The organism is Vreelandella songnenensis (assembly GCF_003002925.1).
Classification (GTDB): Bacteria; Pseudomonadota; Gammaproteobacteria; order Pseudomonadales; family Halomonadaceae; genus Vreelandella; species Vreelandella songnenensis.
Map to the genome: position 1 here is coordinate 841,153 of NZ_PVTK01000001.1, position 26,664 is coordinate 867,816.

The following is a 26,664-nucleotide window of genomic DNA, read 5'->3' on the forward strand; positions in this document are numbered from 1 at the left end:
AAGAGGGCAAATGCACAGCAAGCGCATATGTCCAGGTCAGGCCGCCAGACTCACATAACGATAACGTTCATTAATGCGAGGCACCCCATGTCCCCTAACACTCAGCGCTCTACCCCCCCGCCAGAAACAACGCCCAAACGAGGGTGGTGCCGGGTTCCCGATATCTACGTCATTCTGTTCATCTTTATTGCCATGGCGGCCATTGCCACTCACTTTGTGCCGGCGGGTGAGTTCGAACGCGTGCCAGGCCCTGCCGGGCGAACCACGATTGACCCGGCGTCCTTTCAGTTCGTGGAGGCCACCCCCGCCGGTTTCACCGACTTCATGCTGGCCATTCCCAACGGGCTTATCAGCGCTGGCGAAGTGGTGTTCTTCACCTTCATGATCGGCGGCATGTTCATGGTGTTGCAGCGTACCGGTATCATTGAAATCGGCGTGGATAAACTGACGCGCCGCTTTGCCAATCAAAGCCTTCTGATGCTTCCGGTACTGATGACGGTGTTTGCCTTGATTGCCACCGTGATCGGCACCCAGGAGCTTGCGCTGGTGTATGTGCCGGTCATTCTGCCGCTGATGATTGCGCTGCGCTTTGATTCCGTTACCGCCGCGGCCGTTGCGCTGTGCGCCACCACCGCCGGCTTTGCCACCGGCCTTTTGAATCCGATCAATACCGGGCTTGCCCAGCAGTTATCGGACCTGCCCCTGTATTCAGGGCTTGGGCTGCGTGCGCTCGCCTTTATTGCCATTCTGGGCGCAGCGATTTTCTTTGTGATGCGCTATGCCCGTAACGTGCAGCAGAACCCGGCTGCAAGCCTTATGCAGGGCGATGCCCGCGAGGCGGACAAGCGCTCAAGCTACCAGCATAGCGTGAGCGCGCCAGCGCGGGTGGCCAATACGCGACAGAAACTTGCCACGGCGGCCACGTTCATCTTCTTTGCCGTGCTGGTTTACGGCGTGCTGCGCCTGGGCTGGTTCATGCTCGAAATGGCTGGGCTATTCATCATCATGGGCGTGGTGGTCGGGCTGATTGCAGGCCTGAGTACCGATGATATCTGCGAAGGCTTCAACAAGGGCTTTCGCGATGTGCTGGTCGGCGCCATGATTGCAGGCGTTGCCCGCGGTGTGGCGGTGATTCTCGAGCAGGGCCAGATCATGGACACCCTGGTGTATGCCCTTGGCAACGTGGTCGGCGAACTGCCCACCCTGCTTTCCGCCATCGGCATGTACATCGCCCAGCTGCTGTTCAACTTTGTGATCCCCTCCGGCAGCGGCCAGGCACTGGTGACCATGCCCATCATGGCCCCGTTATCCGACATGATCGGCGTTACCCGCCAGACCGCCGTGCTGGCCTTTCAGCTCGGCGACGGCATGGGCAACATTCTCTATCCGACCTCCGGATACTTCATGGCTACCCTGGCGCTTGCCGGCGTGACCTGGCAGAAGTGGGTCAAGTTCTTCTTCCCGCTGTTCTGCGTCTGGGTGCTGATTGCACTGGGCTTTCTCGTCTTCGCCCAGGCGGTGCAGTGGGTAGGCTAACCCTTTAGCCGTCCTTGATCCGGCGCCGGATGGTGCTCTGCCCAGTGGCGGGCAATATCGATCCGGCGCGCTACCCATACCCGATCATGAGATTCGATATAGTCGAGAAAGCGCTGCAAGGCGCGGAATCGGCCGGGGCGGCCCAGCAGGCGGCAGTGCATACCGATCGAGAGCATCTTGGGCGCTTCCTCACCCTCTTCGTAGAGTACATCGAAGGCATCGCGCAGGTAGGTGAAGAAGTGATCCGCGGTGTTGAAACCCTGCGGCGCGGCAAAGCGCATATCGTTGGTGTCCAGGGTATAAGGCACGATCAAGTGGGAGTGCTCGCTGCCCTGGCTGTCGGTCACCCGGGTCCAGAAGGGTAGATCATCGCCGTAGTAGTCGCTGTCGTAGGTGAAGCCACCTTCATCCAGCAGCAGCCTGCGCGTATTGGGGCTGTCGCGCCCGGTGTACCAGCCTTGGGGTTTCTCACCATAAAGGCGCTGGAAGATCTCCATGGCCTTGTGCAGGTGGTCGCGCTCGATATGCTCGGGTACTTCCTGGTAGTGAATCCAGCGGTAGCCATGACAGGCAATTTCATGGCCAAGCTCTTGAAACGCCTTGGCGACTTCCGGGTTGCGCTCCAGCGCCATGGCCACGCCAAACACCGTCAGCGGCAGCCCGCGGCGCTCGAATTCGCGCAGGATTCGCCACACGCCGGTGCGCGAGCCGTACTCATAGATGGACTCCATGCTCAGGTGACGGTCCGGGTAGGCGGCTGCCCCGATGATCTCGGAGAGAAACTGCTCAGAGCCACTATCGCCGTGCAGCACGCTGTTCTCTCCGCCCTCTTCGTAGTTGAGCACGAACTGAACGGCGATTCTGGCCTTGCCGGGCCAGTTGGCCTGGGGCTGATGGCGCCCGTAGCCGATGAGATCGCGGGGGTAGAAAGAAGCCGTGGTCGAGGTCATGGGGCAGATCCTTATTATGATGGCTCAAGTAAGCCCGAAAGCCCTGAATAGTTGTATACAAAATAGCCAGATTGATGGAGCGCTGCAATACGTCGAACTGCTAAGTCATTATCCATGCCCGCCAGGAACACTCTAATACCGCCATCAATTGACCGTCTGGTCAGGCGCCTACCACCTTTAGCGCATGGGAAAGGTCTTGCACTGGGTGATAAACCGCCCTATTTTCGTATACAAGATGCTTTACCCTGTTCACCTGCGGATCGCTTATCGTGCATATACACATCATCAATCCCAATACGACCGCCTCGATGACTCAGGCCATCCATCGCGCTGCCGAGCAGCAGGCCTCAAGCGGCACGCGGGTCAGCGCCTCCCAGCCCGAGTCGGGGCCGGTCTCGATCGAGAGTCATTTTGACGAAGTGGTCAGCGCGGTAGGCGTCGCCGAAGAGGTGCTCAAGGGCGAGCGGGAAGGCGGTATCGATGCCTATATCGTGGCCTGCTTTGGTGACCCGGGCCTGCTCAGCGCCCGCGAGCTGACCCGCGCACCGGTCATTGGCATCGCCGAAGCGGCCTTCCATCTGGCCACTTTGATCAGCACGCGCTTTTCCATCGTCACCACTCTGGGCCGCACCGGCATCATCGCCGAGCATCTTCTGGAACAGTACGGTTTTCGCCACCACTGCCGGCGTATCCGCGCCGCGGAAATCCCGGTGCTGGATCTTGAGCATCACCCGGATGCAGCGTTCAAGCGTATTGTCGAGGAGTGCTGCCGGGCCAGGGATGAGGATGACATAGGCGCCATCGTGCTGGGCTGCGGCGGTATGGCGGGCCTTACCCAGGAGATCAGCCGCGAAGTGGGGATTCCCGTGGTCGAAGGCGTCAGTGCCGCCTTGAAGCTTGCGGAATCACTGGTGGGCCTGGGACTGCATACGAGCAAGCATGGTGATCTGGACTACCCGCGTCCCAAGCCGTTCACCGGCAAGTTCGCCGCGCTTTCAAACCTTCAACTGCCCAGGAAGTAACGACTCACCCGCTGTAGAAAAACCGGTTGTCAGCACTCACCATAAAAGCAAAAAGCAACAGAACGTCCAGAGCACGCCAAGCCGCAAGCGTATTCAGGCACCGCCTGAAATACCAACAATACTCATAATCTTGCGAGGACGACATCATGAGCACAACCACGTCTGCTCTTGCGTCAGAAGACCCATCCGCGGCCGGTGAAGCCGCGGGAACCAAAGCCCTGGGCGCCGAAAGCCTGGCACCGCAGCACACTCGGATAATGGGGCGAGGGTCCTATTTTCTGGCCTGGTTCGGCGGCTGCGTCTCCATCGGGACCTTTGCCATGGGGTCAAGCGTGGTCGGCACGCTCAACCTTCTACAGGCCACCCTTGCCATTGCCATCGGCTGTTTCGTGATTGGTATTGCGCTTGCCATCAACGGCGCCGCGGGCTACAAGTACGGCATTCCCTTCATGGTCCAGGCCAGATCCGCCTTCGGCTTTACCGGTACGCGCATTCCGGGGCTGGTGCGTGCCGTGCCCGCCGTGGTGTGGTACGGCTTTCAGAGCTGGATTGGCGCAGGCGCTCTCAACATGGTGTCGGCCACCCTGTTCGGCTTCGATAACCTGGTGTTCTACTTCATCACTTTCCAGCTTTTGCAGATTGCGCTGTCCGTGACCGGGTTCCAGGGCATCAAGTGGCTCGAGAATATCGGCAGTATCTTCATTCTCGGGTCGCTGACCTACATGTTCTACGCCACGGTGCAGCGCTACGGCGATGAGCTGTCGGCAAGCCTCTTGACCATGGAAGGCTCCTGGGGCATGCCGTTCTGGAGCGCGACCATGCTGTTTCTGGGCATCTACAGCACCATGATGCTCAACGTCAGCGACTATTCTCGCGAGCACAAGAAAGGCACCGGCTCGGGCCTTCTGGCCACGATCTACGCCATGTCGATTCTGCCCTGCACGCTGTTCATGGGCTTGATTGGCTACATGGTGTCAGAGGCCACGGGCACTGCCGACCCTATCCAGGTCTTTGCCAACGCGGTAGATAACACCCCGCTTTTGATGATCACGCTGCTGTTTATCGCCTTCGCCCAGGTCACCACCAACGTGCTCAACAACGTGGTGCCGCCCACCTACGTGCTGATGGACGTGTTCAAGATCCGGTTTCCGGTGGCCACCGTGATCGTTGGCCTGCTCGCCTTTGCCACCTTCCCCTGGAAGCTGGTTCAGCCGGAGTCGGCCGCGGGCCTTCAGCTTTTCGTGCAGACCTACTCGGCGTTTCTCGGTCCGATCTTTGCCATTCTGGTGGTTGATTACTACGCCATCCGCCGGCGCACGCTGGATATCGACAAGCTCTACGACGCCAATGGCCCGTACCGGGGTGTCAACATGGCAGCACTCGTTGCCACGGTGGTAGGCATTGCCGCCGCCCTCTCGTTTTCGTCGGTTTCCTGGTATGCAAGCCTGCTCCCGGCCGGGATTACCTACTACCTGTTGATGAAGCACTGGGCGCCCTGCCAGCGCTTCGCCCCATAAGAGCAGTCCACAAGAACGGTCCACAAGAACGGTTCACAAGAACAGTAAAGAAACACCACTCTGCCAAACAGTACACAAAATGAGAGTTCGTAATGAAAGAGCGTGAAACGGCAAGCGACCTGGATATACGCAGTATCGATCCGACGCTGTACAACGACGATCTGGCACCGATAAAACCTGAGAAGCGCAGCTGGGGCGCGTTCGAGATCTTCAACGTCTGGTCCAACGATATCCAGAGCCTGTTTGGCTACACGTTGGCCGCCTCGCTGTTTCTGACCTATGGGCTGAATGGCTGGGCGGTGATGGCGGCCATCATTCTGGCCGGCGTCATCGTGATGTTTCTGGTCAACCTGACCGGCAAGCCCAGCGTGAAGTACGGCATTCCGTTTCCAGTGATGGTGCGGGCGAGCCTAGGGGTGCGCGGCGCCAACCTGCCCGCCATGCTGCGCGCCATCGTGGGCATCTTCTGGTACGGGGTGCAGACCTACTTCGCCTCGACGGCAGTGACGCTGATGATTACCGCGTTCTTCGGTGCTGGTAGCGGCAACACTTTCCTGGGGCTTTCCGGCGTTGCCTGGGTGTCGTTCGTAATCGTATGGCTGTTTCAGATCGCGATCTTCTGGCAGGGCATCGAGCGCATCAAGCACTTCCTCAACTGGGCAGGGCCCTTGGTCTACGTGGTCATGCTGGTACTGATGGGCGTGGTCTGGTATCAGGCCGGTGACGAGCTGCTCCCCGCAGTGGGCACGATCTTCAGCGGCAGCGGTGAATCGGGTGGTGGCGTGGCGGCGTTCTTTGCCATCGTCGGGACCATGATCGCCTACTTCGCCGCGGTGGTGATCAACTTTGGCGACTTTACCCGCTTTGTGAAGACCGAACGTCAGATGAAGCTGGGCAACCTTCTGGGCCTGCCGCTCAACGTGGCGTTCTTCTCGTTCATTGCGCTGATCATTACCGCCGGTACGCTGGTGCTATTCGGTGAGGCACTGACCAATCCGGCGGATATCGTCGAGCGGGTGGACTCGCTGCCGCTGACCATCGTGGCCGCGCTGACCTTCTTCGCCGCCACCGTGGGCATCAACCTGGTCGCGAACTTCATTCCGCCGGCTTATGACTTGGCGAACCTGTTCCCCAGCAAGATAAGCTTCAAGCTGGGCGGGTTGATCACCGCCATCATCGCGTTCTTCGTCGGCGCCTTGTGGGTATCGGTGATCAGCCAGATCGGCGTACCGGGTTTCGTCAACGCGCTCGGCGCGATCGTCGCGCCCTTCTACGGCATCATCGTGGTGGATTATTACCTGATCAAGCGTCAGCACCTGAACATGCAGGAGCTCTTCTCATCAAAACCCGGCGGCGCCTACTACTACACAAGCGGCTGGAACCCTCGCGCGCTGATCGCCTTCGCCGTGGCAGCGGTCTTCTCGCTCTCGACCGTGCTGGTCCCTGCACTATCCGCGCTTGGCGGCTACGGCTGGCTGATCGGCGCTGGCCTGGGCGGGCTCTTGTACTTCGGGCTGATGCGTAAACGTTAACGAAAAGAAGCTCTATTGAAAGCGCCGCCGGCTTCGTGCCGGCGGCGCCTTTCCAGGCCCGGGCGACGGCGAAATCGCTTTCGCCTAGTGGTGTTTCTCCAGCGTCAGATGGTTGTCGATTTCCTTGATTCGATCTTCGGTGTGGTGATTGACGTAAAGCACCGTGGTTTCGCCGCCTTCGCAGATTTTCTCGATCAGCGCGAGCACCAGTTGGCGGTTCATGTCGTCCAGCCCCAGGCAGGGCTCGTCGAGGATCAGAAGCGGCGGGTGCTTGACCATGGCACGGGCAATCAGCAACAGCCGCTGGTCGCCGTAGGAGAGCTTGTTGAACGGCTGATCCGCCCGCGCGCTCATGCCCAGCAGCTCAAGCCACTGATCGGCGACTCGTTTTTGCTGATCGGTGGCCTTGGTATAAACGCCGATACTGTCATAGAAGCCCGAAATGACGACGTTCTTGCAGCTGGTGCTGACCCGATACTCCCACTGCAGGGCCGTGGAGACGTAGCCGATGAACTGCTTGATCTGCCAGATACTCTCGCCGCTGCCGCGCTTGAAGCCAAACACGAAGATATCGTTGGTGTAGCACTGTGGGTGATCGCCTGTGATCAGGGAGAGCACGCAGGTCTTGCCACTACCGTTCGGACCGCTCAGCTGCCAGTGCTGGCCGCGCTCGATCGTCCAGTCGAGCCGGTCGACGATCAGGGTATCGCCGTAGCGGATCGTCGCCTGGGTGAGTTTCACCAGCGGCTGGCCCGGGTCGAGGGCGGGCAGCCGGCTGGCGGGGTCGGCCTCGGGCACGTTCAGGTCAGTGGTCTTCAAATGCAGCAGCTGGTAAAGCTCGTTGAAGGCGGCCTCGTCCTTGCGGTCGACCGTGAACGCCAGACGCCCTTTCTCGCCACGCTGTTCATCCCCGCGTTTCCTGCCCCCTTGCGCCGGGGCCAGACGGCCCTTATCCAGGTAGGCCACATGGGTGATGAAATCCGGCATTTCATCGAAGCGGTTGAGCACCAGCACCATGGGAACATGGTCGACGATCGCGGCGAGATGCGCCTGCAGCATGGCGAGCGTGTCAACATCCAGGCCATCGAACGGCTCGTCCAGAATGAGCAGGGCCGGTTCATTGGCCAGCGCGCGGACCAGCATGACCTTGCGGGTTTCACCCGTCGAGAGCTTGCGAAAGGCGCGCTCCAGCAGCGGCGCCAGGCCAAACTTTTCGACCAGCTCCTCGGCAAGCTCAACATCCCGGCAGTAATCAAAAATCATCTCCCTGACCGGTGTGCCGAGCGATACGACATCCATGATGTCAGCATCGTCCTTTTTAAGCTCGGCGGCGATGAGTTCGGCCTGCGCCTCGAAAGAGACCAGCCCGACGCGCTCGGGAAGCCCCTCGATACTGCCCGCTTCAATGTCACCGATACCGGCCAGTGTCGCCGCCAACGCAGACTTCCCGGAACCGTTGGCGCCGGTGATCACCCAGTGCTGGTCGGGTTCGATGGTCCAGTCGACCTCGCTCAGGGTGAAGCGATCATCGAAACTGATCGTCGCGCTATTTAACTGAATACTCGCAAGCGGAATCGAGGACGCCATGCAGTTGCTCCTTCGGGCTGAAAAAGAGACAAAAAAGCCGGGCGTATCCTGGGGATAGCCCGGCTCTTGTTTGACTAGCTAACGGCTAACCCAAGGGTTAAACGATCTTCTTCATATCGGCCATGTGGCCACGTAGAACAGCGCCAACGGCTTCTACCGGGTGCGAACGCAGCGCTTCGTTGACGTCGATCAGGCGCGCGTTGTCCACGCCGTTGTCGTCGACTTCCAGACCCTTGCCGATAACGTCGGACTTGATGCCCTTCATGAAGTCCGCCAGCAGCGGTACGCAGGCGTGGTTGTACAGGTAGCAGCCGTACTCCGCGGTATCGGAGATCGTCGCGTTCATCTCGTAGAGCTTCTTGCGCGCGATGGTATTGGCGATCAGCGGCGTTTCGTGCAGCGACTCGTAGTAGGCAGACTCGGCGATGATGCCCGCTGCGGTCATGGTCTCAAACGCAAGCTCGACACCCGCTTTCACCATGGCGACCATCAGGATGCCGTTGTCGAAGTACTCCTGCTCGGAGATTTCAACGTCGCCGGCCGGCGTTTTCTCGAAGTTGGTTTCCGCAGTTTCGGCGCGCCATTTGTGCAGGTTGGCGTCGTCGTTCGCCCAGTCTTCCATCATGGTGCGCGAGAAATGGCCGCTCATGATGTCGTCCTGGTGCTTGTTGTACAGCGGACGCATGATGTCTTTCAGCTCTTCGGCCAGATCGAAGGCCTTGATCTTGGCCGGGTTGGAAAGCCGGTCCAGCATGTTGGTCACGCCGCCGTACTTGAGCGCTTCGGTGATGTTTTCCCAGCCGTACTGGATCAGCTTGGAGGCGTAGCCCGGCTCGATACCCTCTTCGATCATCTTGTCGAAGCAGAGGATAGAGCCGGTTTGCAGCATGCCGCAAAGAATTGTCTGCTCGCCCATCAGGTCGGATTTCACTTCCGCGATGAAAGAAGACATCAATACGCCCGCCTTGTGGCCGCCGGTGCCCACCGCGTAGGCCTTCGCCAGCGCCAGGCCTTCGCCTTTGGGGTCGTTGGCTTCGTGAACGGCGATCAGAGTGGGAACACCGAAACCACGCACGTACTCGGCGCGCACCTCGGAGCCCGGGCACTTGGGCGCGACCATGATGACGGTCAGGTCATCGCGAATCTTCATGCCTTCTTCGACGATGTTGAAACCGTGCGAGTAGGACAGGCACGCGCCTTCCTTCATGAGTGGCATGACGGCATTAACCACCGCGGTGTGCTGCTTGTCCGGAGTCAGGTTCAGAACCACGTCTGCGGTCGGAATCAGCTCTTCGTAGGTGCCCACGGTGAAGCCGTTTTCCGTGGCATTCTTCCAGGACTGGCGCTTTTGCTCGATAGCATCAGGGCGCAGTGCGTAGGCAACGTCCAGGCCGCTGTCGCGCAGGTTCAAGCCCTGGTTGAGGCCCTGGGCGCCACAGCCGATGACGACCATTTTCTTGCCTTTCAGCGCGTCGACGCCGTCAGCGAATTCCGAGCTGTACATGAAACGACATTTCGCCAGCTGCTCCAGCTGTTCACGCAGAGACAAGGTATTGAAATAGTTAGCCATGGTTGACGTCCTGATGATCCGTTGGCCGATGTCGCGCACCGACACGAGAAAAGAGTGACACGGGCGTTCAATGAGAGGGTCAGCGCCGTGCGAGTAGAGCCAATCTACCTAAAAACGACTCTTTCTTAAATTGATATATTTGCAACGGCATGTCCCTTTTTTCACAAAACGCCCTTATGATGGCACCCATGAACTTCAAACTCTTGAAACAGTTTCTCGCACTGGCGGAAACGCTGCATTTTGGCCGCGCCAGCGAAGAGTGCTATGTCAGCATCTCTGCGCTTTCGCGTAATATTCGTCATCTGGAAGATGAGCTGGGCGTGACGCTGTTCAACCGCGACAACCGAACCGTGATGCTGACTCGGCAAGGGCAGAAATTTCTCGAGTACGCCCGTGAGGCCAGCAGCCAGTGGAACCTGATTCGTCACGAGCTGACCGATAACTCTGGTCAATTGAGCGGTGAAATCAGCCTGTATGGCTCGGTGACGGCAAGCTACAGCTTCTTGCACGAGCTGCTGCGCCGCTTTCGTATCGCCTACCCCGCTATCGAGATCAAGCTGCGCACCGGGGACCCGGAACACGCCATTGCCCACGTGCTGGAGGGCAAGGAAGAGCTCAGCATTGCGGCAAAGCCCGCCCATCTACCCCGGGGGCTGGCCTTCAAGCCCATCGCCACGTCACCCTTGCTGTTTATTGCCCCTTTGGAGCAACAGGTGCCGAATACGCCAGCAAGCACGCCGATTACATCAGCTGAATGGGCGGATATTCCCATGATCCTGTCGGAAAGCGGTGTTTCCCGAGCGCGGGTGGATGAATGGTTTCGCCATCGGGATATCTCTCCACGCATTTATGCGCAGGTCACCGGCAACGAGGCCATTGTCAGCATGGTAAGCCTGGGCTTTGGCATTGGCGTGGTGCCCAAGATCGTTCTCGACAACAGCCCGTTGAAGGACAGCATTCGAGTGCTCGACGTGCAGCCTGAACTGGCGCCCTACGACATTGGCCTGTTCACCCTGAAGAAGAACCTGAAAAACCCGCTGGTCGAGGCGTTCTGGCGCTTGATGTAAGCCCTTCTCTTAGTTCTGGTGAGGGTTACCCGCCTTTAATCCCCGAAGATCTGCTGCAGATCGGGCACGCTCTCTTCTTCCTCTACCATGGAGAGTGAGGCTTCGATGGCTTTGAGATGGCGGCTCATGAATGCGCGGGCGCGCTCGCCGTTTCTCGCTTCCAGATAACCGATCAGGTCGTCGTGATCGTGAGATTCGCAGCCCAGATGACCGCGGTGGCCGTAGACCGCCAGAATCAGCGAGGAGCGCGAGCAGAGCCGCTCGACGAACTCGGCGAGGGTGGCATTGCCGGAAAGCTGGGCCAGGCGCACGTGAAAATCCGCCGAAAGCCGAATGGCTACACTCTGCTGACCGGTGCGCAGCGCCTGTCGCTCCTGGCGGGCCATGTCGCGCAGCTCGGCTGCCTCCTTGGCACCTATGCGCCGAGCTACCTCCGGCATCAGGCCGCATTCGACAAGCTGGCGGGCGTCGAATACGTCCTTGGCCTCATCCGCCGTTGGCCGGGTCACGCGGGCGCCGCGCCTGGGCGTCAGCGTGACCAGCTGCTCGAGCGCCAGACGCTGCAGAATCTTGCGAATCCCGGTGCGGCTGATCGCAAACACTTCCGCCAGGGCATCTTCGCGCAGCCGGGCACCGGGCTTGAGGCGCTGCTCGACAATGGCGTCGCTGACCGCGCGGTAGATGATCTCGTGGCGCTCATCGCCCTCTTTTTCTGAAGCGGGCCGTTTGGCGGCCGCCTGCACATCGCTCATCCAGCGCTCCTGTCGGCAATGAATCAACTTCCCCGGTAGGTGGAGTAGCCGTACGGGGACAAGAGTAGCGGCACATGATAGTGCTCATCGGCATCCGCCACGCCAAAGCGCAGCGGAATCACGTCCAGAAAGCGCGGCTCTGCGGATTCGACGCCCTGTACGCGCAAATAGTCGCCCACGTGAAAAACCAGCTCGTACTCACCGGGAATGAAGGTGTCGCCTTCCAGAATCGGCGTATCGCAGCGCCCGTCCACGTTGGTCACCGCTTCGCCCAGATGCTCACGCCGGCCGGCTTCCACGCGAAACACTTCGATGGTAATTCCCTGCCCTGGCTGGCCCTTTGCAATGTCCAGCACGTGCGTTGTCAAATGTCCCATAGCGGCTCCTTGCTGCTACCTGATGATCAAAAATGGCAGGTCTAGATTACCTTCGTGTGCTTAATATTGTATACATGATTAGCCGATGCACACGTTCAGGGAATCAATATGTTATCCGATTCGTCATCCGATACCGCACGCCTATTGCTTGATCCACGTCCAAGTGAGCTTTCGCTGGAGGCCTTTGTCGCCCATTACGGCGATATCTATGAGCATTCACCCTGGGTTGCCGAAGGTGCCTGGCGCCAGGGATTGAGTGAAGACCACGACACCCCTGATGCCCTGGCCATCCAGATGGGGCTGGTGTTGCAACAGGCGGCCGCCGAGCAGCAGATAGCCGTCATCCAGGCGCACCCGGACCTGGCCGGCAAGGCGGCCCTGGCCGGTGAGCTGACCCGAGACTCCACGCGTGAGCAGGCAGGTGCCGGGCTTGATCAATGCACACCTGAAGAGTTCGCCCGCTTCGAAGCGCTAAACGAGGCCTACAAGGCGAGGTTTGGCTTTCCTTTCGTGATTGCCGTCAAGGGGCTGGATCGCCACGCCATTTTGAGCGCGTTTGAAGAGCGTCTGAACAATGATGCCGCCACCGAGCGCCGAACGGCCATCGAGCAGATAGTTCGCATCGCCAGGCTGCGCCTGACCGCAAGGGCTAAAGGCGAATGAATCGCCCGGCCTGAAATAGAAAAAGCGCCGCACCCGAGGGTGCCGCGCTTTTTAAAGCCGCCGATTAACGGCAGCCAAGCATGAGCGTTTACTGCTTGACGGCGTCGGCCGCTTTCTGCGTGTTCTCTTCTACCGCCTGCTGGCTTTTCTGGGCAAAGCTCTGGCTGATGGACGTCACCTTCTCGGAATCGCCTTTTACCCGCTCCATGAAGTCGCTAGCCACACGCTGCTGGCTTTCCAGAGCCTTCTTGAAGCCATCGGCATCCTTGACATCAAGCCAGGTGCGCGTCTGAGCAATGGTCATGTCCGAGTAGGCACGCGCCGCGTCAATCTGGGCACCCATCAGCTTTTCGTAATAATCGAGTGCTGCCAGCGTGTAAGAACGCATAGGCGATACAAACGTAGACTCGAACTGTTGGGTCGTATTTTCTAAAGTCTTCATCATGACATCTCCTAGAGTAAGCCAGCAGGTCGCTACTCGGTCATACTGGAAGCGATGCTGATGCGTCGGCGTCTGCCGTTGCTACCCACAAGCTAGCAGTGCTCATTGTGCAGCGCAACATGAATTTTTTAAATCCCGTGGCTGATACCGCCGCGATTCACTCTAACGGCTTTCCAATCAGCACGTTGGCGAAGAAAGAAGCCTTGATGATGCATCTCGGAAGATTCGCTGCATCCGCTCACTCACCGGCGCTCATGCCAGATCACGAATCGTGATGGCTTGGCCGGCAACGCCACCATGAACCGTCAGCATGCGCTGAAACCACGCCTCCACCGAGGCATTCGCCTCGCCCAGTGTTTCAAGCGATACGGTATGCACCCACATCAGGCTGCCAAACAGCAGATAGTCGGCGCCAGCTGGGGCATCGCCGTCCAGGAAAGGGCTCGCCTCCAGCAGGTCACGTACCGGGGCCAGCAGCGTTGCCAACTGGCGGCGCGCCTCATCGGGAGCATGCACTTCCTCCAGACGGGCGCCAAAGCGCGCTTCGCGGGTTTTACGAAAATAGGCCCGATCATCCGGATGAATGGCCGCCAGCAGGTCCATCGCAACCAGGCGAAACAGCGCCGGTGTGACACTGCGTTCGACAAAATATTTGAAAAACAGCGCCCGCTGAAAGCTCATGCCCTCGCCCAGTACCGGGGCGTTTGGATAGGCGTTATCCAGGTAGCGCAGGATGTCGAAGCTGTCGGTAATCACCTGATCGTTATCGCACAGCACCGGCACCTTGTCGTAATCGGCAAATGCCAGCGCCTGCTTGTCCTCAAACCGCCAGGCGACGGTATCGAAGTCCAGCCCCTTGTGAGCAAGCGCCATACGAACGCGCCAGCAGTAGGGAGAAAAACGCAGGCGTTCATCACGGCCACACAGGTCATAAAGGGTACGCGTCATCTTTTTATCCTCACCATTAACGAACGGATGATTTATCGGGTTGGGTCAGCCGACATTGAGCCTAAACGTCTGGGGCCCCTTCTACACTGTCTTTTAGTCTAATGGGCGCTGGTGGTACTCCCTTAAAACTGCCGTTATAAATTACCTATAAAACAGCGATTTATACTGCATAAACCTGTGCAGAAAAGCCTCCGAGGGAAGGCTTTAACTGGTAATACCAATTTTCCAGTGATGTTATTTTTTTGGCCGGGCCGTATCTTTCATACTGTCACGTTTAATGCTTTGAACGTTGAACGGGCACGGAGTACATCAAATAAATAACCGGGGCGGCCTTCTCCCATGAACGAAACAACACTAGCTCTTCTGGCTTTCCTACCGCTACTGCTGGCGGGCATTCTGCTCGTTGGATTCAAGATACCTGCCAAGATCGCCATGCCGATTGTCTTTTTTACGGCCGCCATTATTGGTCTGACCGCTTGGGACATGTCGTTTACTCGCGTGGCGGCCTCGACCATTCAGGGCCTGATTCAGACCGCAGGGCTTTTATGGATTATTTTCGGCGCCATCTTGCTGCTCAATACCTTGAAGCACTCCGGCGGCATTACCGCGATTCGTAACGGCTTTTCAAACATCAGCCCCGACCGCCGGGTACAGGCGCTGATTGTTGCCTGGCTGTTTGGCTGCTTCATCGAAGGCGCCTCCGGCTTTGGCACCCCCGCTGCGGTTGCTGCACCGCTGATGGTGGCGCTGGGCTTCCCCGCCCTGGCCGCGGTGGTTGTGGGCATGATGATTCAGTCAACGCCGGTATCCTTTGGTGCCGTGGGCACCCCCATTGTAGTAGGTGTCGGCAGTGGCCTTGACCGCGCGGGCATTACCGCGCAGCTGGAAGCCAACGGCTCGAACTGGGATACGTTTTTCCAGCTGATTACCAGCGAAGTGGCGATCACCCACGGCATTGTGGGTATTCTGATGCCGTTGATTCTGGTGGTGATGATGGTGCGCTTTTTCGGCGCCAACCGCTCCTGGAAAGAGGGGCTTTCGATCACGCCTTTCGCGATCTTTACCGGCGTCTGCTTCGTGGTGCCCTACATGCTGGTGGGCGTGCTGCTCGGCCCGGAATTCCCCTCCATGATCGGTGCCATGGTCGGCCTTGCCATTGTCGTGCCGGCCGCGCGCAAGGGGTTCCTGCTGCCCAAGGATACCTGGGACTTCCCGGAAACGAGTGCCTGGCCCGATGAGTGGATCGGCAATCTGCAGATCAAGCTGGATGACGTGGCGGGCAAGGCTCCCATGTCGACCCTGAGCGGCTGGATTCCCTACGTGCTGCTGGCGCTGTTTTTGGTTGCCTCACGCACGATCGAGCCGCTGCGCGTTGCGCTGACCTCGATCAATCTGAACTGGAACAATATCCTGGGCGAAGCGGGCGTGAGTGGCGGCGTGCAGCCACTGTACCTGCCCGGCGGGATTATCGTGGCCGTCGTCATCATCACCTACTTCCTGCATCGCATGAATCCGCAGAAGATCAGCGCGGCGGTGTCGGAATCCACCAAGACGATCTTTGGCGCCGGTTTCGTGCTGGTATTCACCGTGCCCATGGTACGCATCCTGATCAACTCCGGCGTCAACGGCGCAGACCTTGCCTCCATGCCGGTGATGATGGCCCAGGCCGTGGCCAGCGGTGTAGGCGACATATATCCGTTCTTTGCCCCGGCCGTGGGTGCCATGGGTGCCTTTATCGCTGGCTCCAACACGGTTTCCAACCTGATGCTGGCCGAGTTCCAGTTCAACGTGGCGCAAACCCTCGGGCTCTCCACGGCGATGATGGTTGCGCTTCAAGCCGTGGGCGCGGCGGCGGGTAACATGATCGCGATTCATAACGTGGTGGCGGCGTCGGCAACCGTCGGCCTGCTGGGCCGCGAAGGGGCCACTATCCGCAAGACGATCATCCCCACGATGTACTATCTGCTGTTTACCGGCATCATCGCGCTGGTCGCCTTCTACGTGATTGGCGTAACCGATACGCTGATGTAACCCACCGTTGATGACAGGCAAAAAAACCCCAGGCATTGGCCTGGGGTTTTCGTTGAAGGGTGCTCAACCGATGCGCGTCAACTGCTTGGCATGCTGGCGACCTTTTTGAACATAGCTCTGGGCATTGAGCTTGAGCCCTTCTACCGCGCCTTCGGGCAGCTCCTTCACTACCCGCGCCGGGGAGCCGATGATCATGGAGTTAGGCGGAAACACCGCCCCCTCTTTCACGAAAGCGCAGGCCCCGACCAGGCTGTTTTCGCCAATCACCGCGCCGTTGAGTATCACCGCCTGAATGCCGATCAAGCAGCCGTCTTCTACCGTGCAGCCGTGGAGCATGGCCTGATGGCCGACCGTGACACCTCGGCCCACCTTGAGTGGAAAACCAGGGTCAGCGTGCAGGACGGCGCCGTCCTGAATGTTGCTCTCCTCGCCCACTTCCAGGCGTTCACTGTCGCCGCGCAGCACCGCCTGATACCAGACGCTGGCGCGGGCCTTCAGGGTCACCTGCCCGATCACGTCCGCCGTCTCGGCGATATACACCTCTTCGTGTATATCGGGTTGATGCTCTGCGTATTGGTAAATGGCCACGTGATTCTCCTGTGCGTTGTTGTTGATAGCCTCATGTCAGGCTAACGCCTGTTCCAGCAAACGAGCAACATGCATGGCCTCCCGGCCGCTGCCATCATGAATCTGGTGGCGACAGCTGGTACCGTCGGCAATCAGGACGGTGTCGTCTGCGGCGTCACGAATGGCGGGTAGCAGCGAAAGCTCGGCCATCTTGAGCGAGGCATCGAAATGCTCGGCTTCATAGCCAAAGCTTCCCGCCATACCGCAGCAGGAGGACTCGATGGTGCTGACCTCAAGCCCCGGCACCCAGCCTAATACCTGTTCGACCGGGCGCAGCGCATCGAAGGACTTTTGGTGGCAGTGTCCGTGCAGCAGGGCCTTGCTGTGACCCGAATGCTTGAGCGCCAGCGGCAGCTCGCCGGCCTGATGGGCAGTCACCAGGAATTCTTCGAAGAGATACGCCGATGCGGCGAGCGCTCGGGCCTGCTCGCCGAAGCCGTACTGCAGAAATTCATCGCGCATGCTCAGCAGACACGACGGTTCGAGCCCCACGATTGCCACGCCGCGCTCCACGAACGGCATCAAGTGCGCAAGCGTTCGTCGGGCCTCCGCCTTGGCTTTCTCGAACTGCCCGGAGGAGAGGTAGGTGCGCCCGCAGCACAAGGGGCGCTGGCCTTGGGTAACGTTCAAGTGCACCTGGTACCCGGCGGCTTCCAGCACGCGTTTGGCGGCGCGGGCGTTGTCGCCTTCCATGTAGTTGTTGAAGGTATCCACGAACAGCAGCACTTCACGCTCGGCGGCTTCGCTGCCGGAATGGTGCTCCCCGGCCAGAAAGTTGCCCTTGAAGGCAGGCAGCGCACGCTCGGGAGCAAGCTTGAGGGCTTTCTTGATTCGACTGGCCAGAAACGGGGTGCGCTCCACATACTCCATCACCCCGGAAAACCGGCTTGCCCAGGGCGCATAGCGGGGCATTTCCCCCACCATACGGTCACGCAGCGTAAGGCCTTTCAGCTTGGCGCGAGCGGTGCGCGCTTCGATCTTGAATTTGGCCATGTCCACCCCGGTCGGGCAGTCGCGCTTGCAGCCCTTGCAGGAGACGCACAGATCAAGCGCGTCCTTGACATCATCGCTGGCGAGCCCCTCCTCACCGAGCTGGCCCGAGAGCACCAGGCGCAGCGTGTTGGCTCGGCCCCGGGTCAGGTGTTGCTCGTCCCTGGTGATGCGAAAGCTCGGGCACATGGTGCCGGCATCGAACTTGCGGCAGTGGCCGTTGTTGTTGCACATCTCCACCGCCATGGCGAGCCCGTGGGTGGCATCCCCGCCGGTGCCGGGCGGGGTCTGCTCACCGCTCAGCGGGTCGCGCTTGACGTTCCAGGCCGACCAGTCGAATACCGGGGTCAGTGGGATCGTCTGGTAGGTCTTCGGGAACCGAAAGTAGCGCTCGTCGTCCATTTTCGGGGTGTCGACGATCTTGCCGGGGTTGAACAGGTTCTGCGGGTCGAACAGCGCCTTGATCTCGCGAAAGGCGTCGTTGACCGTGTCACCAAACTGCCAGGCGACCCACTCCCCGCGGCAGAGGCCGTCGCCGTGCTCGCCGGAATAGGCGCCCTTGTATTCACGTACCAGCGCTGACGCCAGCTCGGCAATTTCACGCATCTTTTCCGCGCCGTCGCGGCGCATGTCCAGAATGGGCCGCACGTGCAGCGTACCGACGCCGGCGTGGGCGTACCAGGTACCCTCGGTGCCGTAGCGGTTGAACACCTGGGTAAGCTTGTCGGTGTACTCGGCCAGATGCTCAAGGGGCACCGCGCAGTCCTCGATGAAGGACACCGGCTTGCCGTCGCCCTTCATGCTCATCATGATGTTGAGTCCGGCCTTGCGCACGTCCCACAGCGCTTTCTGCTCGCGGGCCTCGGGCATGTTCACCACACTTCCCGGCAGGCCCAGGTCCCCCATCAGCTCGTTGAGCCGATCAAGCGCCGCCAGCTGTTCGGAGCTGTCGCTGCCGGCAAACTCGACCAGCAGAATAGCGCCGGGCTTGCCGATCAGGGCTTTCTCGATCACCGGGCGAAAGGCGGGGTTCTCCAGGGCCAGCTCGATCATGGTGCGATCCACCAGCTCGACAGCGGTGGGGCCGAGCTTGACGATATGCTGGGTAACTTCCATCGCCTGATAGAAGGTCGGGAAATTGACCACGCCAAGCACCTTCTGTCCGGGCAGTGGCGAAAGGCGCAGTTTGATGCGCTGGCTTACTCCGAGCGTGCCTTCCGAGCCGACCAGCAGATGCGCCAGATTGGCCCGGCCATCCGCGTCGTAGGGCATGGGATTCTGGCAGTCGAACAGATCCAGATTGTAGCCGCCCACACGGCGCAGCACCTTGGGGAAGTTTGCACGAATCTCGGGGCTGACACGTTCGGCAATGGCCCTTACCTGGCGGGCCAGCTGATGCTCCCGGGAGCCTTCAACGAGGCTATCCACAATGCCGAACTGCGCTTCCTGACCATCGGCAAGCAGCGCATCCACCCCCAACACGTTATGCACCATGTTGCCGTAGTAGATCGAGCGCGACCCGCAGGAGTTGTTGCCCGCCATACCGCCAATGGTGCATTGAGCGCTGGTCGAGACATCCACCGGGTACCACAGGCCGTAGGGCTTGAGCCAGGCATTGAGATGATCCAGCACCATGCCCGGCTCCACTACCACCGTCTGGGCCTCGGCGTCGAATTCGACCACCTGATTGAGCCAGCGCGTGGTGTCGATGACCAGCGCCTCGCCCACGGTCTGGCCGCACTGGCTGGTGCCCGCGCCGCGTGCCAGTACCGGCACGCGGGCATCGCGAGCGATATCCAGAGCAATTTTCAGGTCCTGCTGATGGCGAGGGATCACCACGCCTACCGGCGTCACCTGATAGATGGAGGCATCGGTGGCGTAGCGCCCCCGGGTTGCCTGATCGAACAGCACCTCACCGGCGATTTCCCGGCCCAGGCGTGCGGCCAGTTCGCTGACCGGCTTGATTCTGGCATCGCGACGCACTGGCTTCTGGGTCAGTGATGTCATGCGGCGTTCCCCCCTTCCTAACGGCCTGATGCGTCTGCCTCAAGCGGGTGGTTGGCGAAGTAATCCAGCGCTGCGAGCACGCCGCTGCCTTGCAGATCGACACCGGCGAGCTTCATCCCTGCTTCGCAGCCGCCCAGCGTGGCAATCAGCGTCAGGTCATTGCAGTCACCCAGGTGGCCGATGCGGAACATCTTGCCCTTGGCCTTGCCAAGTCCCATGCCCAGCGATAGATCGAAACGCTCGTAGATGATCTTTCTTATGGCATCGGCGTCCACGCCCTCGGGCATCACCACACCGGTGAGCACCGGGGAGTAAAGCGCCGGGTCCTGGCACTGCACTTCAAGCCCCCAGGCCTCGACCGCCGTGCGCACGCCGGCGGCCCAGCGTTGGTGGCGCGCCAGCACGTGATCGATCCCTTCATCGAGCAGCATGTCGAGCGCTTCATTGAGGCCATACAGCAGATTGGTGCTGGGGGTATAGGGCCAGTAGCCCTTCTGGTTGGCTTCCAGAATCTCGTCCCAGGCCCAGAAGCTTCTGGGAAGCTGGGCGGTCTTGCTCACCTCGATGGCCTTGGGGGAAAGCGCGTTGAAACTGATGCCCGGGGGCAGCATCAGACCCTTTTGCGAGCCTGAGACGGTGACATCCACACCCCACTCGTCGTGGCGGTAGTCGGCGCTGGCAAGCCCCGAGATGGTATCCACGATTAAAAGCGCCGGGTGTCCGACGGCATCGATGGCACGGCGCACCGCCGCGATATCGCTGGTAACGCCGGTGGAGGTTTCATTGTGCACCACGCACACCGCCTTGATGGCGTGTTCGGGGTCAGCTTCAAGGCGCTTTTGAATCATGTCGGCCTGGACACCATGGCGCCAGCCGTCATAGCCCGGCAGGCCGATGAACTCGGGCGTAAGGCTCAGGCGCAGCGCCATCTTCTGCCACAGCGTGGCGAAGTGGCCGGTCTCGAACATCAGTACCTGATCGCCCGGCGACATCGTGTTGGCAAGCGCCGCCTCCCAGGCACCGGTCCCGGAGGCCGGGTAGATGATGACCGGATGCTCGGTCTTGAAGACCTTTTTTACCTTGGCGAGCAGATCAAGCCCTAGCGCGCCGAACTCCGGCCCGCGGTGGTCGATGGTGGGCAGGCTCATGGCGCGCAGTATGCGGTCAGGCACGGGTGACGGCCCCGGAATCTGCAGGAAATGGCGGCCAGAGGGGTGGAAGTCGAGCTTCAGCATGGTAGGTGCCTCTTGTTATTGTTGCCGGTTGAACATCTTTAAATGGATAATGAATTCAATTTACAGCATTAAAAAACCTACTTGATGCAGCCTTCGGCGCGTAGCTTATCCAGTGCGTCAGCGTCGAAGCCCAGCCCTTCGAGCACTTCATCGGTATGCTGGGCAAACAGCGGCGCCGGGCTGCGTATCGTGGAAGGAGTAAGCGAGAACTTGCTGGGAAAGCCGATGGTTTTCATCTTGCCGATCACCGGATGCTCCATCTCTTCCACCATGCCGCGGGCCAGGTAATGTTCATCGGCCATCGCCTCGGCGAAGTTGTTGATCGGGCCGGCCGGCACGCCGGCGCTGTCGCAAAGTGTCAGCCATTCATCCACACTCTGCTCGGCCATCAGCTCCTCGAGCAGCGCCTCCAGCTCATCCACGTGCTGGCCGCGGTCGTGATTGGTGAGAAAGCGCGGGTCGTCCATCAGCGCTTCAAGCTTCAATACATCCTGGCAGAACCGCTCCCAGGTGCGCTGGTTGGCACAGCCCAGCATCAAGTAGCCGTCGCTTGCCTTGACCGCCTGGTACGGCGCCGATACGCGGTGGCGCCAGCCCGTCGGGGCCGGCACGGTGCCTTCGGCGAAGTAGGCCGCTGCTTCCCAGGTAAACCAGGGCAGGCCGCACTCGGTAATCGCGATATCGATATGCTGGCCCTCGCCGGTGGCCATCTTGTGGATATGCGCGGCGAGTATGGAGTACACCGCAGTGATACCCGCGCCGATATCGTAAACCGCGATACCGGTTTTCAGCGGACGCCGGCCCGGTTCTCCGGTCATCGACATCAGCCCGGTCATGCCCTGGGCGACCAGGTCGAACCCACCCTTGTGGCTGTAAGGGCCGGTCTGGCCGTAACCCGAAATGGAGCAGTACACGATACCGGGGTTGATGGCCTTGATGGTGGCGTAATCGATGGCCAGCGACTTCGTGACGCCGGGGCGGTAATTCTCGACGATCACGTCTGCATCACCCGCCAGGCGGTAGAAGATCTGCCGCGCCCGCTCATCCTTCAGGTTGAGTGAAATGCTCTTTTTATTACGGTTGATCTGGGAAAAGCAGGTGGACTCGCCGTTGACGTAAGGCCCCATCTGGCGGCTGTCATCGCCGCCGTTGAGCTTTTCCACCTTGATCACTTCAGCGCCCATGTCGGCCAGCACCATGGTGCAGTAGGGCCCGGCCATGATCTGGGAGACGTCGAGTATCTTGATATTGTGTAAGGGAAGCATGCGCTCTCCTCCTTGTGATTAACGGCCCGTCCACGCAAACGCGGTCTTGTTGACGAATTTATCCACGGCGGCGGCAAAATCGCGGCTCATGTAGCAGGTGGTTATCCAGTCGTCGCTTGCCCCCGCATCAAGGCGGCGCTGCTCAAGCGCCCGGTTGATCAGCGCCTTGCTGGCCTGGAGCGTCAGCGGCGCGCGCTTGGCAAAATCTGCCGCGAGCATGGCAACGTCGTCATGGATGGTGGCGGCATCAAACAGCCCGTTCACAAGCCCGGCGGCATGCGCCTCCTCGCCATTCACCAGCCGCGCCATCATCAGCACTTCCTTGGTACGGGCCACCCCCAGCATATCGATCAGACGCGATACGTTGCTGATCGACAGCGTATTGCCCAGCGTCTTGGCAATGGGCACGCCGAACTTCATGCTGGAAGTGGCGTAGCGAAAGTCGCATACCAGGGCGATTGCTGCGCCGCCGCCCACGCAGGCGCCCTCGATCAAGGCAAGCGTCGGTTTGGGAAAGCGCTCGAGCTTGCCCACCACCTGATCGATGCGCCGCTCGTAGCCAATCGCATCCTCAGGCTTCGAGAAGCCGGCAAACTGGGTGATATCGGTACCCGCCACGAACGCCTCGCCGCCCACCCCGTGCAGCACCAGCGCGTGAACGTCGTCGTCATCGGCCAGCACATCGCAGTAGTGCTCCAGGGCGCTGTACATCTCCCAGGTCATGGCATTGCGGCTTTGCGGGCGGTTGAACCCCAGCCAGGCAACGCCGTCACGAACGTTGAACGTCACACTTTCGGTCGGCGATGAATCAGGTGAATCGCTCATGAATGACTCCCTCAGCCGTAGATGAAGTTGACCAGTGCCAGCGCGAAGGCGGGAATATAGGTATTGATCATCAGGATCGTGAACAGCACCGCGATGAACCACAGGTTGGTCCTGGACGTTGCCCAGATATCCGATTTGGCAATCGAACACGCGGCAATCAGCACGCTCGCCACCGGCGGGGTCTGCTGACCGATCGCCAGGTTCAGGGTCACGATCAGGCCAAAGTGCAGCGGGTCGATGCCCACTTCCAGCACCAGCGGCAGTACGATGGGCACTACCAGAATGATCGCCGCCGCCGAGTGCAGGAAAATCCCCAGAATCAGGAAGATGATGTTCAAGAGCGCCAGAATGACGTACTTGTTGTCCGTCAGTTCGCTGATCTGCATGGCGATTTCCTGTGGCACGCGGGTTTCGGTCAGGTAACTGCCCACCACCGCCGAAGCCGCCACCAGGAGCATGACCACCGCCGTCTGCACCCCGGCGCTCTTGCAGGAGTCGAGGAAGTTCTTGATCGTGAACTCGCGATACACCACGGCGCTGATGAAGATCGCCACGCACACTGCAAGGGCCGCCCCTTCAGTCGCCGTGACGAAGCCGCCGAAGATACCGCCCAGAATGATCACCGGAATCAACAGCGCCCAGACCGCCTCCTTGAGCGCCGTCCACAGCACGGAGACCTGAAAACGTCCCTCAGAGGGAAAGTTGTATTTCCTGGCCAGGTAGTAGCACATGGCGGCAAGCCCCATGGCGCCTAACAGGCCGGGGAAAATGCCCGCCACAAACATCTGTACCACGGACTCGCCGGACATCACCGCGTACAGGATCATGGGAATCGAAGGGGGCAGGATGATTGCAAGGCTCGCCGCGGAGGAAGAGATGGAAGCGGCAAACTCTTTCGAGTAGCCCTTCTTGCGCATGGCCGGAATCAGGATGCTCCCGATCGCCGACACGCCCGCCACCGACGACCCGGAGATTTCGGCGAAGAACACCGAAGCGCCGATGGTCACCATGGAAAGCCCACCCTTGATGAACCCGACCATGGCCATGGCCAGATCGATCAGGCGCCGGGAGATGCTCGAGGCGTTCATGATGGCGCCGGCCAGAATGAACAGCGGAATGGCGATCAGGGGAAAGTTGGTCGCCCCTTCGAACATGGTCATGCCCACTGTCGGCATCGCCATGCTGCCGTAGGTCATGAAGGTGGCAATCGTGCCTACCAGCGCAAGCGCCACGGCGACCGGCACGTTGATCAGAATCAGCACGATCAGTGCGAGAAATATATACAGTATGGTCATGCTGGTTACCTACCCTCGCTGATGGGTGCTGACGGCTTCAACTTCTTCGGCATCGATCCCGGCTTCTTCCAGCTCGTGATCGATGAACCCTTTGCCCCGCGCACTTTTCAGCACCTCGGGCAGACGCAGCAGTTCAGCGATGATGAACAGTACAGACGCCACCGGAATGGCCGACTGGGTAAGCTGCATGGAGATCGCCGGCAGGCTGACCATGTTGACGCCTTCCAGAATCAGCATCACCTGGTAGCTGGCCAGACCCAGAAACACGAAAAAGCCGATGGTAATGGCCTCTGCCAGCAGCGCGACCGGCACCCGAATGGCCGGTGGGCACATGTTGAGCACGCTTGGGCAGGTGATATGCGCGCCCCGTGCCGCGGCCAGCGCCGTGCCGTAGTAGGTCACCCAGGCCAGCAGTACCGCGGCCAGCTCGTCGTACCAGCTCAGCGGAAAACCCAGATAGCGGGTCACGAACCCGATGGTCACAACGCCTGCCAGTGCAATCACCAGCACCACGACTATCGCTTCGAGAAACGAGAAGTAGGCGTTCCTGAACTTGCTAAAAGCACTCATTGAAACCTCCAGAACGGTGAGGCGGCCCGGCACGCAGGCCAGCCCGCCTCCAGGAAACGGCGGCTTGGCCTACTCGCGAAGCGCGGCCACGGAATCGATCAGTTCCTGACCACCCTCGACATCATCGGCAAACTTGGCGTAGATGGTCTGAGAGGCTTCCACGAAGGCATCGAAATCCACCTCGTTGACCTGCATACCGCCCTCCTCCATCTTCACCAGCGTCTCCTCGTCCAGGCGCAGCCCCTCTTCCAGCGCAAAGTCCTCCATTTCAAGGGCCACCTCCTCGAGTACCTCGCGGATTTCCTCGGGCAGGCGATTCCAGCTGGCGCCTGCCGTCAGGTACGCCGGGGTATAGACGTGGTTGGACATGGAGAGATAATCCTGCACTTCCTGAAAACGCGAGGAGTAGGTTTGAATCAGCGGGTTTTCCTGCCCGTCCATGGCCCCGGTCTGCAGCGCCACGAACACCTCGGAAAGCGACATGGGCGAAGGGGCCGCACCGTAGCTTCTGAACATCTCGATGCGCCAGACACCGCTTGGCGTACGCAGCTTGATGCCCTCGAGATCCCCCGGCACGACGATCGGCCTTACGTTGTTGGTAATCTGTCGAAACCCGTTCTCCCAGACACCGATGATTTTGAAGCCACGCGCTTCGGCAGCCTCGTAAAGCGGCCCGCGCACCACCTCATCGCGCACGCGCTTCATGTGCTCACGATCCTTGATCAGGTAGGGCATCTCGAACAGCGCAAACTCCGGGGATTCCGAGCTCATTACCGTGGATGGAATGGAAAGGTCCAGCGACCCCAGGCGAAGCCTGCGCATCATCGACTCATCGCTGCCCAGCTGGCTATTGCCGTACACGTTCACCTCGGCCACGCCTTCAAGGCGTTCATTGGCAAGCTCGGCAAAGCGGTTGGCGGTGATCTCGAACAGCGAGCCCGGGCCGCCGACGTGGCCCAGACGAACTTCGGTGGCGGCGTTCGCGGCGGCGGCCTGCAGGCCAGCCGCCACGATAACGCTTGCAAGCGTGGTCTTGAGAAATTTCATGGAGCACTCCAGGTGAACACTTGTTGTTGTTGGCTACGTCACCACGCGGGCCTTGTGCCCGGCGGTTCCTGCTCAGCGCTTGCCGGTAGCTTTGCAAGCGGCCACATCCCTGTCGCGTGAGCGACACTCCTGTCAACTCGCTCATTCAATTTGAATTCAAAATTCAAAATTAGGTATTAAACTTTCGTATCGTGAGAATTCTGCGCGTTACACCGGGTTGATTTATAAGCACTCCGTCCGGTCAGCGGCGCAAAAAAACCTGCAGGCACAAAAAAAGCGCCCTGTTCAAGGCGCCTGTGGTTCAAACAAAACCCGAGACTTTACTTATCCGGCGCGGGCTCAAGCCCCCAGGCAAGCCCGGCGGCGTCGATACCGGCAATGGCCGTCTGCTCATCTTCGCCGGACGACGCCCCGCTTACCCCTACTGCGCCAATCACATACCCCGATTGATCCAGAATGGGAACACCGCCGGCCACCGCCACGAAATGGCCCTGAGAGGCCGCCGCCACGCTTGCCAGAAAGGCCGGCCGCTCGCTGTTACGCTCCCCGATTACTCCGCTTGCCACGCCGATGCCGAGCGCGGCAAAGGCCTTGCCTTGGGCGACGGGAAAGCGCAGCGGGGCGCAGCCGTCTTCGCGCTCGGCGGCGATCAGGTGGCCTCCGCCATCCAGCACCACGATGGTCAGAGGGGGTAGATCCGCCTTGCGCGCCTGGGCAACCGCCCCCTCCAGCATTGCCTTTGCCTGGGCGCGCGTCAGCGCTACCTTCGCGTGATATACGTTACCGGCCATTGTCTGCTCCTTGTTATC

Annotated in this window: 23 protein-coding genes; 7 read left to right on the top strand and 16 right to left on the bottom strand. The window is 60.1% G+C overall.

The features are described from left to right. Positions 1–87 precede the first annotated feature (87 nt). Positions 88–1,536, top strand: coding sequence for a YfcC family protein (locus B0H98_RS03700; RefSeq protein ID WP_106373698.1), 1,449 nt, complete (start codon positions 88–90; stop codon positions 1,534–1,536). Here B0H98_RS03700 and puuE read toward each other — a convergent pair. Beyond that, entirely contained in the window at positions 1,533–2,486 is a 954-nt protein-coding gene (gene puuE, locus B0H98_RS03705) for an allantoinase PuuE (RefSeq protein ID WP_106373699.1), read from the bottom strand. The two genes, B0H98_RS03700 and puuE, sit on opposite strands and share 4 nt — an antisense overlap. A 269-nt stretch (positions 2,487–2,755) precedes the next feature. Between puuE and B0H98_RS03710 the strand changes: the two genes are divergently transcribed. From B0H98_RS03710 to B0H98_RS03720, 3 genes are all read left to right on the top strand, one after another. After that, positions 2,756–3,508: an aspartate/glutamate racemase family protein gene (locus tag B0H98_RS03710; RefSeq protein ID WP_106373700.1), complete on the top strand. Its 753-nt coding sequence runs from the start codon at positions 2,756–2,758 to the stop codon at positions 3,506–3,508. A gap of 146 nt (positions 3,509–3,654) precedes the next feature. Continuing rightward, on the top strand, positions 3,655–5,025 hold the full coding sequence (locus tag B0H98_RS03715; protein WP_106373701.1) for an NCS1 family transporter: 1,371 nt from the start codon (positions 3,655–3,657) through the stop codon (positions 5,023–5,025). A gap of 92 nt (positions 5,026–5,117) precedes the next feature. Then, the gene (locus B0H98_RS03720; RefSeq protein ID WP_106373702.1) at positions 5,118–6,557 is read left to right on the top strand and encodes an NCS1 family nucleobase:cation symporter-1; all 1,440 of its coding nucleotides are present in this window, start codon (positions 5,118–5,120) and stop codon (positions 6,555–6,557) included. Positions 6,558–6,641: 84 nt separating this feature from the next. On the opposite strand, the gene modF is transcribed toward B0H98_RS03720, so the two are convergent. Both modF and ilvC read right to left on the bottom strand, forming a co-directional pair. After that, positions 6,642–8,144 carry a molybdate ABC transporter ATP-binding protein ModF gene (gene modF, locus B0H98_RS03725; protein ID WP_106373703.1) on the bottom strand — a complete coding sequence of 501 codons (1,503 nt, stop codon included), beginning with the start codon at positions 8,142–8,144 and terminating at the stop codon, positions 6,642–6,644. Between the two features lie 97 nt (positions 8,145–8,241). Further along, on the bottom strand, positions 8,242–9,714 hold the full coding sequence (gene ilvC / locus B0H98_RS03730) for a ketol-acid reductoisomerase (RefSeq protein WP_106373704.1): 1,473 nt from the start codon (positions 9,712–9,714) through the stop codon (positions 8,242–8,244). A 188-nt stretch (positions 9,715–9,902) separates the two neighbouring features. Between ilvC and ilvY the strand changes: the two genes are divergently transcribed. After that, complete coding sequence (gene ilvY / locus B0H98_RS03735) at positions 9,903–10,781, top strand: HTH-type transcriptional activator IlvY (RefSeq protein WP_106373705.1); 879 nt, start codon at positions 9,903–9,905, stop codon at positions 10,779–10,781. Between the two features lie 35 nt (positions 10,782–10,816). Here ilvY and B0H98_RS03740 read toward each other — a convergent pair whose 3' ends face one another. Continuing rightward, positions 10,817–11,533, bottom strand: a complete 717-nt coding sequence (locus B0H98_RS03740; RefSeq protein ID WP_106373706.1) for a GntR family transcriptional regulator — start codon at positions 11,531–11,533, stop codon at positions 10,817–10,819. A 23-nt stretch (positions 11,534–11,556) separates the two neighbouring features. After that, entirely contained in the window at positions 11,557–11,910 is a 354-nt protein-coding gene (uraH, locus tag B0H98_RS03745; protein ID WP_106373707.1) for a hydroxyisourate hydrolase, read from the bottom strand. Between the two features lie 108 nt (positions 11,911–12,018). Here uraH and uraD point away from each other — a divergent pair, with 108 nt between their 5' ends. Then, positions 12,019–12,573, top strand: coding sequence for a 2-oxo-4-hydroxy-4-carboxy-5-ureidoimidazoline decarboxylase (uraD, locus tag B0H98_RS03750; protein ID WP_106373708.1), 555 nt, complete (start codon positions 12,019–12,021; stop codon positions 12,571–12,573). A gap of 88 nt (positions 12,574–12,661) precedes the next feature. On the opposite strand, the gene B0H98_RS03755 is transcribed toward uraD, so the two are convergent. Both B0H98_RS03755 and B0H98_RS03760 read right to left on the bottom strand, forming a co-directional pair. After that, positions 12,662–13,018: a phasin family protein gene (locus B0H98_RS03755; protein WP_106373709.1), complete on the bottom strand. Its 357-nt coding sequence runs from the start codon at positions 13,016–13,018 to the stop codon at positions 12,662–12,664. 249 nt (positions 13,019–13,267) lie between these two features. Beyond that, complete coding sequence (locus tag B0H98_RS03760; RefSeq protein WP_106373710.1) at positions 13,268–13,963, bottom strand: glutathione S-transferase family protein; 696 nt, start codon at positions 13,961–13,963, stop codon at positions 13,268–13,270. A gap of 339 nt (positions 13,964–14,302) precedes the next feature. Here B0H98_RS03760 and B0H98_RS03765 point away from each other — a divergent pair, with 339 nt between their 5' ends. Continuing rightward, positions 14,303–15,994 (top strand): L-lactate permease, encoded by a 1,692-nt coding sequence (locus B0H98_RS03765; protein WP_106373711.1) that lies wholly within the window; start codon positions 14,303–14,305, stop codon positions 15,992–15,994. Between the two features lie 63 nt (positions 15,995–16,057). Here the strand turns inward: B0H98_RS03765 and B0H98_RS03770 are convergent, their stop codons facing one another. From B0H98_RS03770 to B0H98_RS03810, 9 genes are all read right to left on the bottom strand, one after another. Continuing rightward, positions 16,058–16,582 (bottom strand): gamma carbonic anhydrase family protein, encoded by a 525-nt coding sequence (locus B0H98_RS03770; protein WP_106373712.1) that lies wholly within the window; start codon positions 16,580–16,582, stop codon positions 16,058–16,060. Positions 16,583–16,618: 36 nt separating this feature from the next. After that, entirely contained in the window at positions 16,619–19,618 is a 3,000-nt protein-coding gene (locus B0H98_RS03775; protein ID WP_106373713.1) for an FAD-binding and (Fe-S)-binding domain-containing protein, read from the bottom strand. Between the two features lie 17 nt (positions 19,619–19,635). Further along, positions 19,636–20,853 (bottom strand): pyridoxal-phosphate-dependent aminotransferase family protein, encoded by a 1,218-nt coding sequence (locus B0H98_RS03780; protein ID WP_106373714.1) that lies wholly within the window; start codon positions 20,851–20,853, stop codon positions 19,636–19,638. Between the two features lie 77 nt (positions 20,854–20,930). Next, positions 20,931–22,118, bottom strand: coding sequence for a CaiB/BaiF CoA transferase family protein (locus B0H98_RS03785; protein ID WP_106373715.1), 1,188 nt, complete (start codon positions 22,116–22,118; stop codon positions 20,931–20,933). 18 nt (positions 22,119–22,136) lie between these two features. Beyond that, positions 22,137–22,943, bottom strand: a complete 807-nt coding sequence (locus B0H98_RS03790) for an enoyl-CoA hydratase (protein ID WP_106373716.1) — start codon at positions 22,941–22,943, stop codon at positions 22,137–22,139. 11 nt (positions 22,944–22,954) lie between these two features. Then, complete coding sequence (locus tag B0H98_RS03795) at positions 22,955–24,238, bottom strand: TRAP transporter large permease (protein ID WP_208623573.1); 1,284 nt, start codon at positions 24,236–24,238, stop codon at positions 22,955–22,957. 9 nt (positions 24,239–24,247) lie between these two features. Then, on the bottom strand, positions 24,248–24,808 hold the full coding sequence (locus B0H98_RS03800) for a TRAP transporter small permease (RefSeq protein ID WP_106373717.1): 561 nt from the start codon (positions 24,806–24,808) through the stop codon (positions 24,248–24,250). A 69-nt stretch (positions 24,809–24,877) separates the two neighbouring features. After that, on the bottom strand, positions 24,878–25,855 hold the full coding sequence (locus B0H98_RS03805) for a TRAP transporter substrate-binding protein (protein ID WP_106373718.1): 978 nt from the start codon (positions 25,853–25,855) through the stop codon (positions 24,878–24,880). A 320-nt stretch (positions 25,856–26,175) separates the two neighbouring features. Continuing rightward, on the bottom strand, positions 26,176–26,646 hold the full coding sequence (locus tag B0H98_RS03810) for a GlcG/HbpS family heme-binding protein (protein ID WP_106373719.1): 471 nt from the start codon (positions 26,644–26,646) through the stop codon (positions 26,176–26,178). Positions 26,647–26,664: the final 18 nt, after the last annotated feature.

Coding starts and splice junctions, on each gene's coding strand:
- B0H98_RS03790 (WP_106373716.1), bottom strand. CDS start 22,943: ATGAGCGATTCACCTGATTCATCGCCGACCGAAAGTGTGACGTTCAAC.
- B0H98_RS03780 (WP_106373714.1), bottom strand. CDS start 20,853: ATGCTGAAGCTCGACTTCCACCCCTCTGGCCGCCATTTCCTGCAGATT.
- B0H98_RS03810 (WP_106373719.1), bottom strand. CDS start 26,646: ATGGCCGGTAACGTATATCACGCGAAGGTAGCGCTGACGCGCGCCCAG.
- B0H98_RS03755 (WP_106373709.1), bottom strand. CDS start 13,018: ATGATGAAGACTTTAGAAAATACGACCCAACAGTTCGAGTCTACGTTT.
- B0H98_RS03805 (WP_106373718.1), bottom strand. CDS start 25,855: ATGAAATTTCTCAAGACCACGCTTGCAAGCGTTATCGTGGCGGCTGGC.
- ilvC (WP_106373704.1), bottom strand. CDS start 9,714: ATGGCTAACTATTTCAATACCTTGTCTCTGCGTGAACAGCTGGAGCAG.
- B0H98_RS03715 (WP_106373701.1), top strand. CDS start 3,655: ATGAGCACAACCACGTCTGCTCTTGCGTCAGAAGACCCATCCGCGGCC.
- B0H98_RS03700 (WP_106373698.1), top strand. CDS start 88: ATGTCCCCTAACACTCAGCGCTCTACCCCCCCGCCAGAAACAACGCCC.
- B0H98_RS03775 (WP_106373713.1), bottom strand. CDS start 19,618: ATGACATCACTGACCCAGAAGCCAGTGCGTCGCGATGCCAGAATCAAG.
- B0H98_RS03720 (WP_106373702.1), top strand. CDS start 5,118: ATGAAAGAGCGTGAAACGGCAAGCGACCTGGATATACGCAGTATCGAT.
- uraD (WP_106373708.1), top strand. CDS start 12,019: ATGTTATCCGATTCGTCATCCGATACCGCACGCCTATTGCTTGATCCA.
- modF (WP_106373703.1), bottom strand. CDS start 8,144: ATGGCGTCCTCGATTCCGCTTGCGAGTATTCAGTTAAATAGCGCGACG.
- B0H98_RS03760 (WP_106373710.1), bottom strand. CDS start 13,963: ATGACGCGTACCCTTTATGACCTGTGTGGCCGTGATGAACGCCTGCGT.
- uraH (WP_106373707.1), bottom strand. CDS start 11,910: ATGGGACATTTGACAACGCACGTGCTGGACATTGCAAAGGGCCAGCCA.
- ilvY (WP_106373705.1), top strand. CDS start 9,903: ATGAACTTCAAACTCTTGAAACAGTTTCTCGCACTGGCGGAAACGCTG.
- B0H98_RS03800 (WP_106373717.1), bottom strand. CDS start 24,808: ATGAGTGCTTTTAGCAAGTTCAGGAACGCCTACTTCTCGTTTCTCGAA.
- B0H98_RS03740 (WP_106373706.1), bottom strand. CDS start 11,533: ATGAGCGATGTGCAGGCGGCCGCCAAACGGCCCGCTTCAGAAAAAGAG.
- B0H98_RS03795 (WP_208623573.1), bottom strand. CDS start 24,238: ATGACCATACTGTATATATTTCTCGCACTGATCGTGCTGATTCTGATC.
- puuE (WP_106373699.1), bottom strand. CDS start 2,486: ATGACCTCGACCACGGCTTCTTTCTACCCCCGCGATCTCATCGGCTAC.
- B0H98_RS03765 (WP_106373711.1), top strand. CDS start 14,303: ATGAACGAAACAACACTAGCTCTTCTGGCTTTCCTACCGCTACTGCTG.
- B0H98_RS03785 (WP_106373715.1), bottom strand. CDS start 22,118: ATGCTTCCCTTACACAATATCAAGATACTCGACGTCTCCCAGATCATG.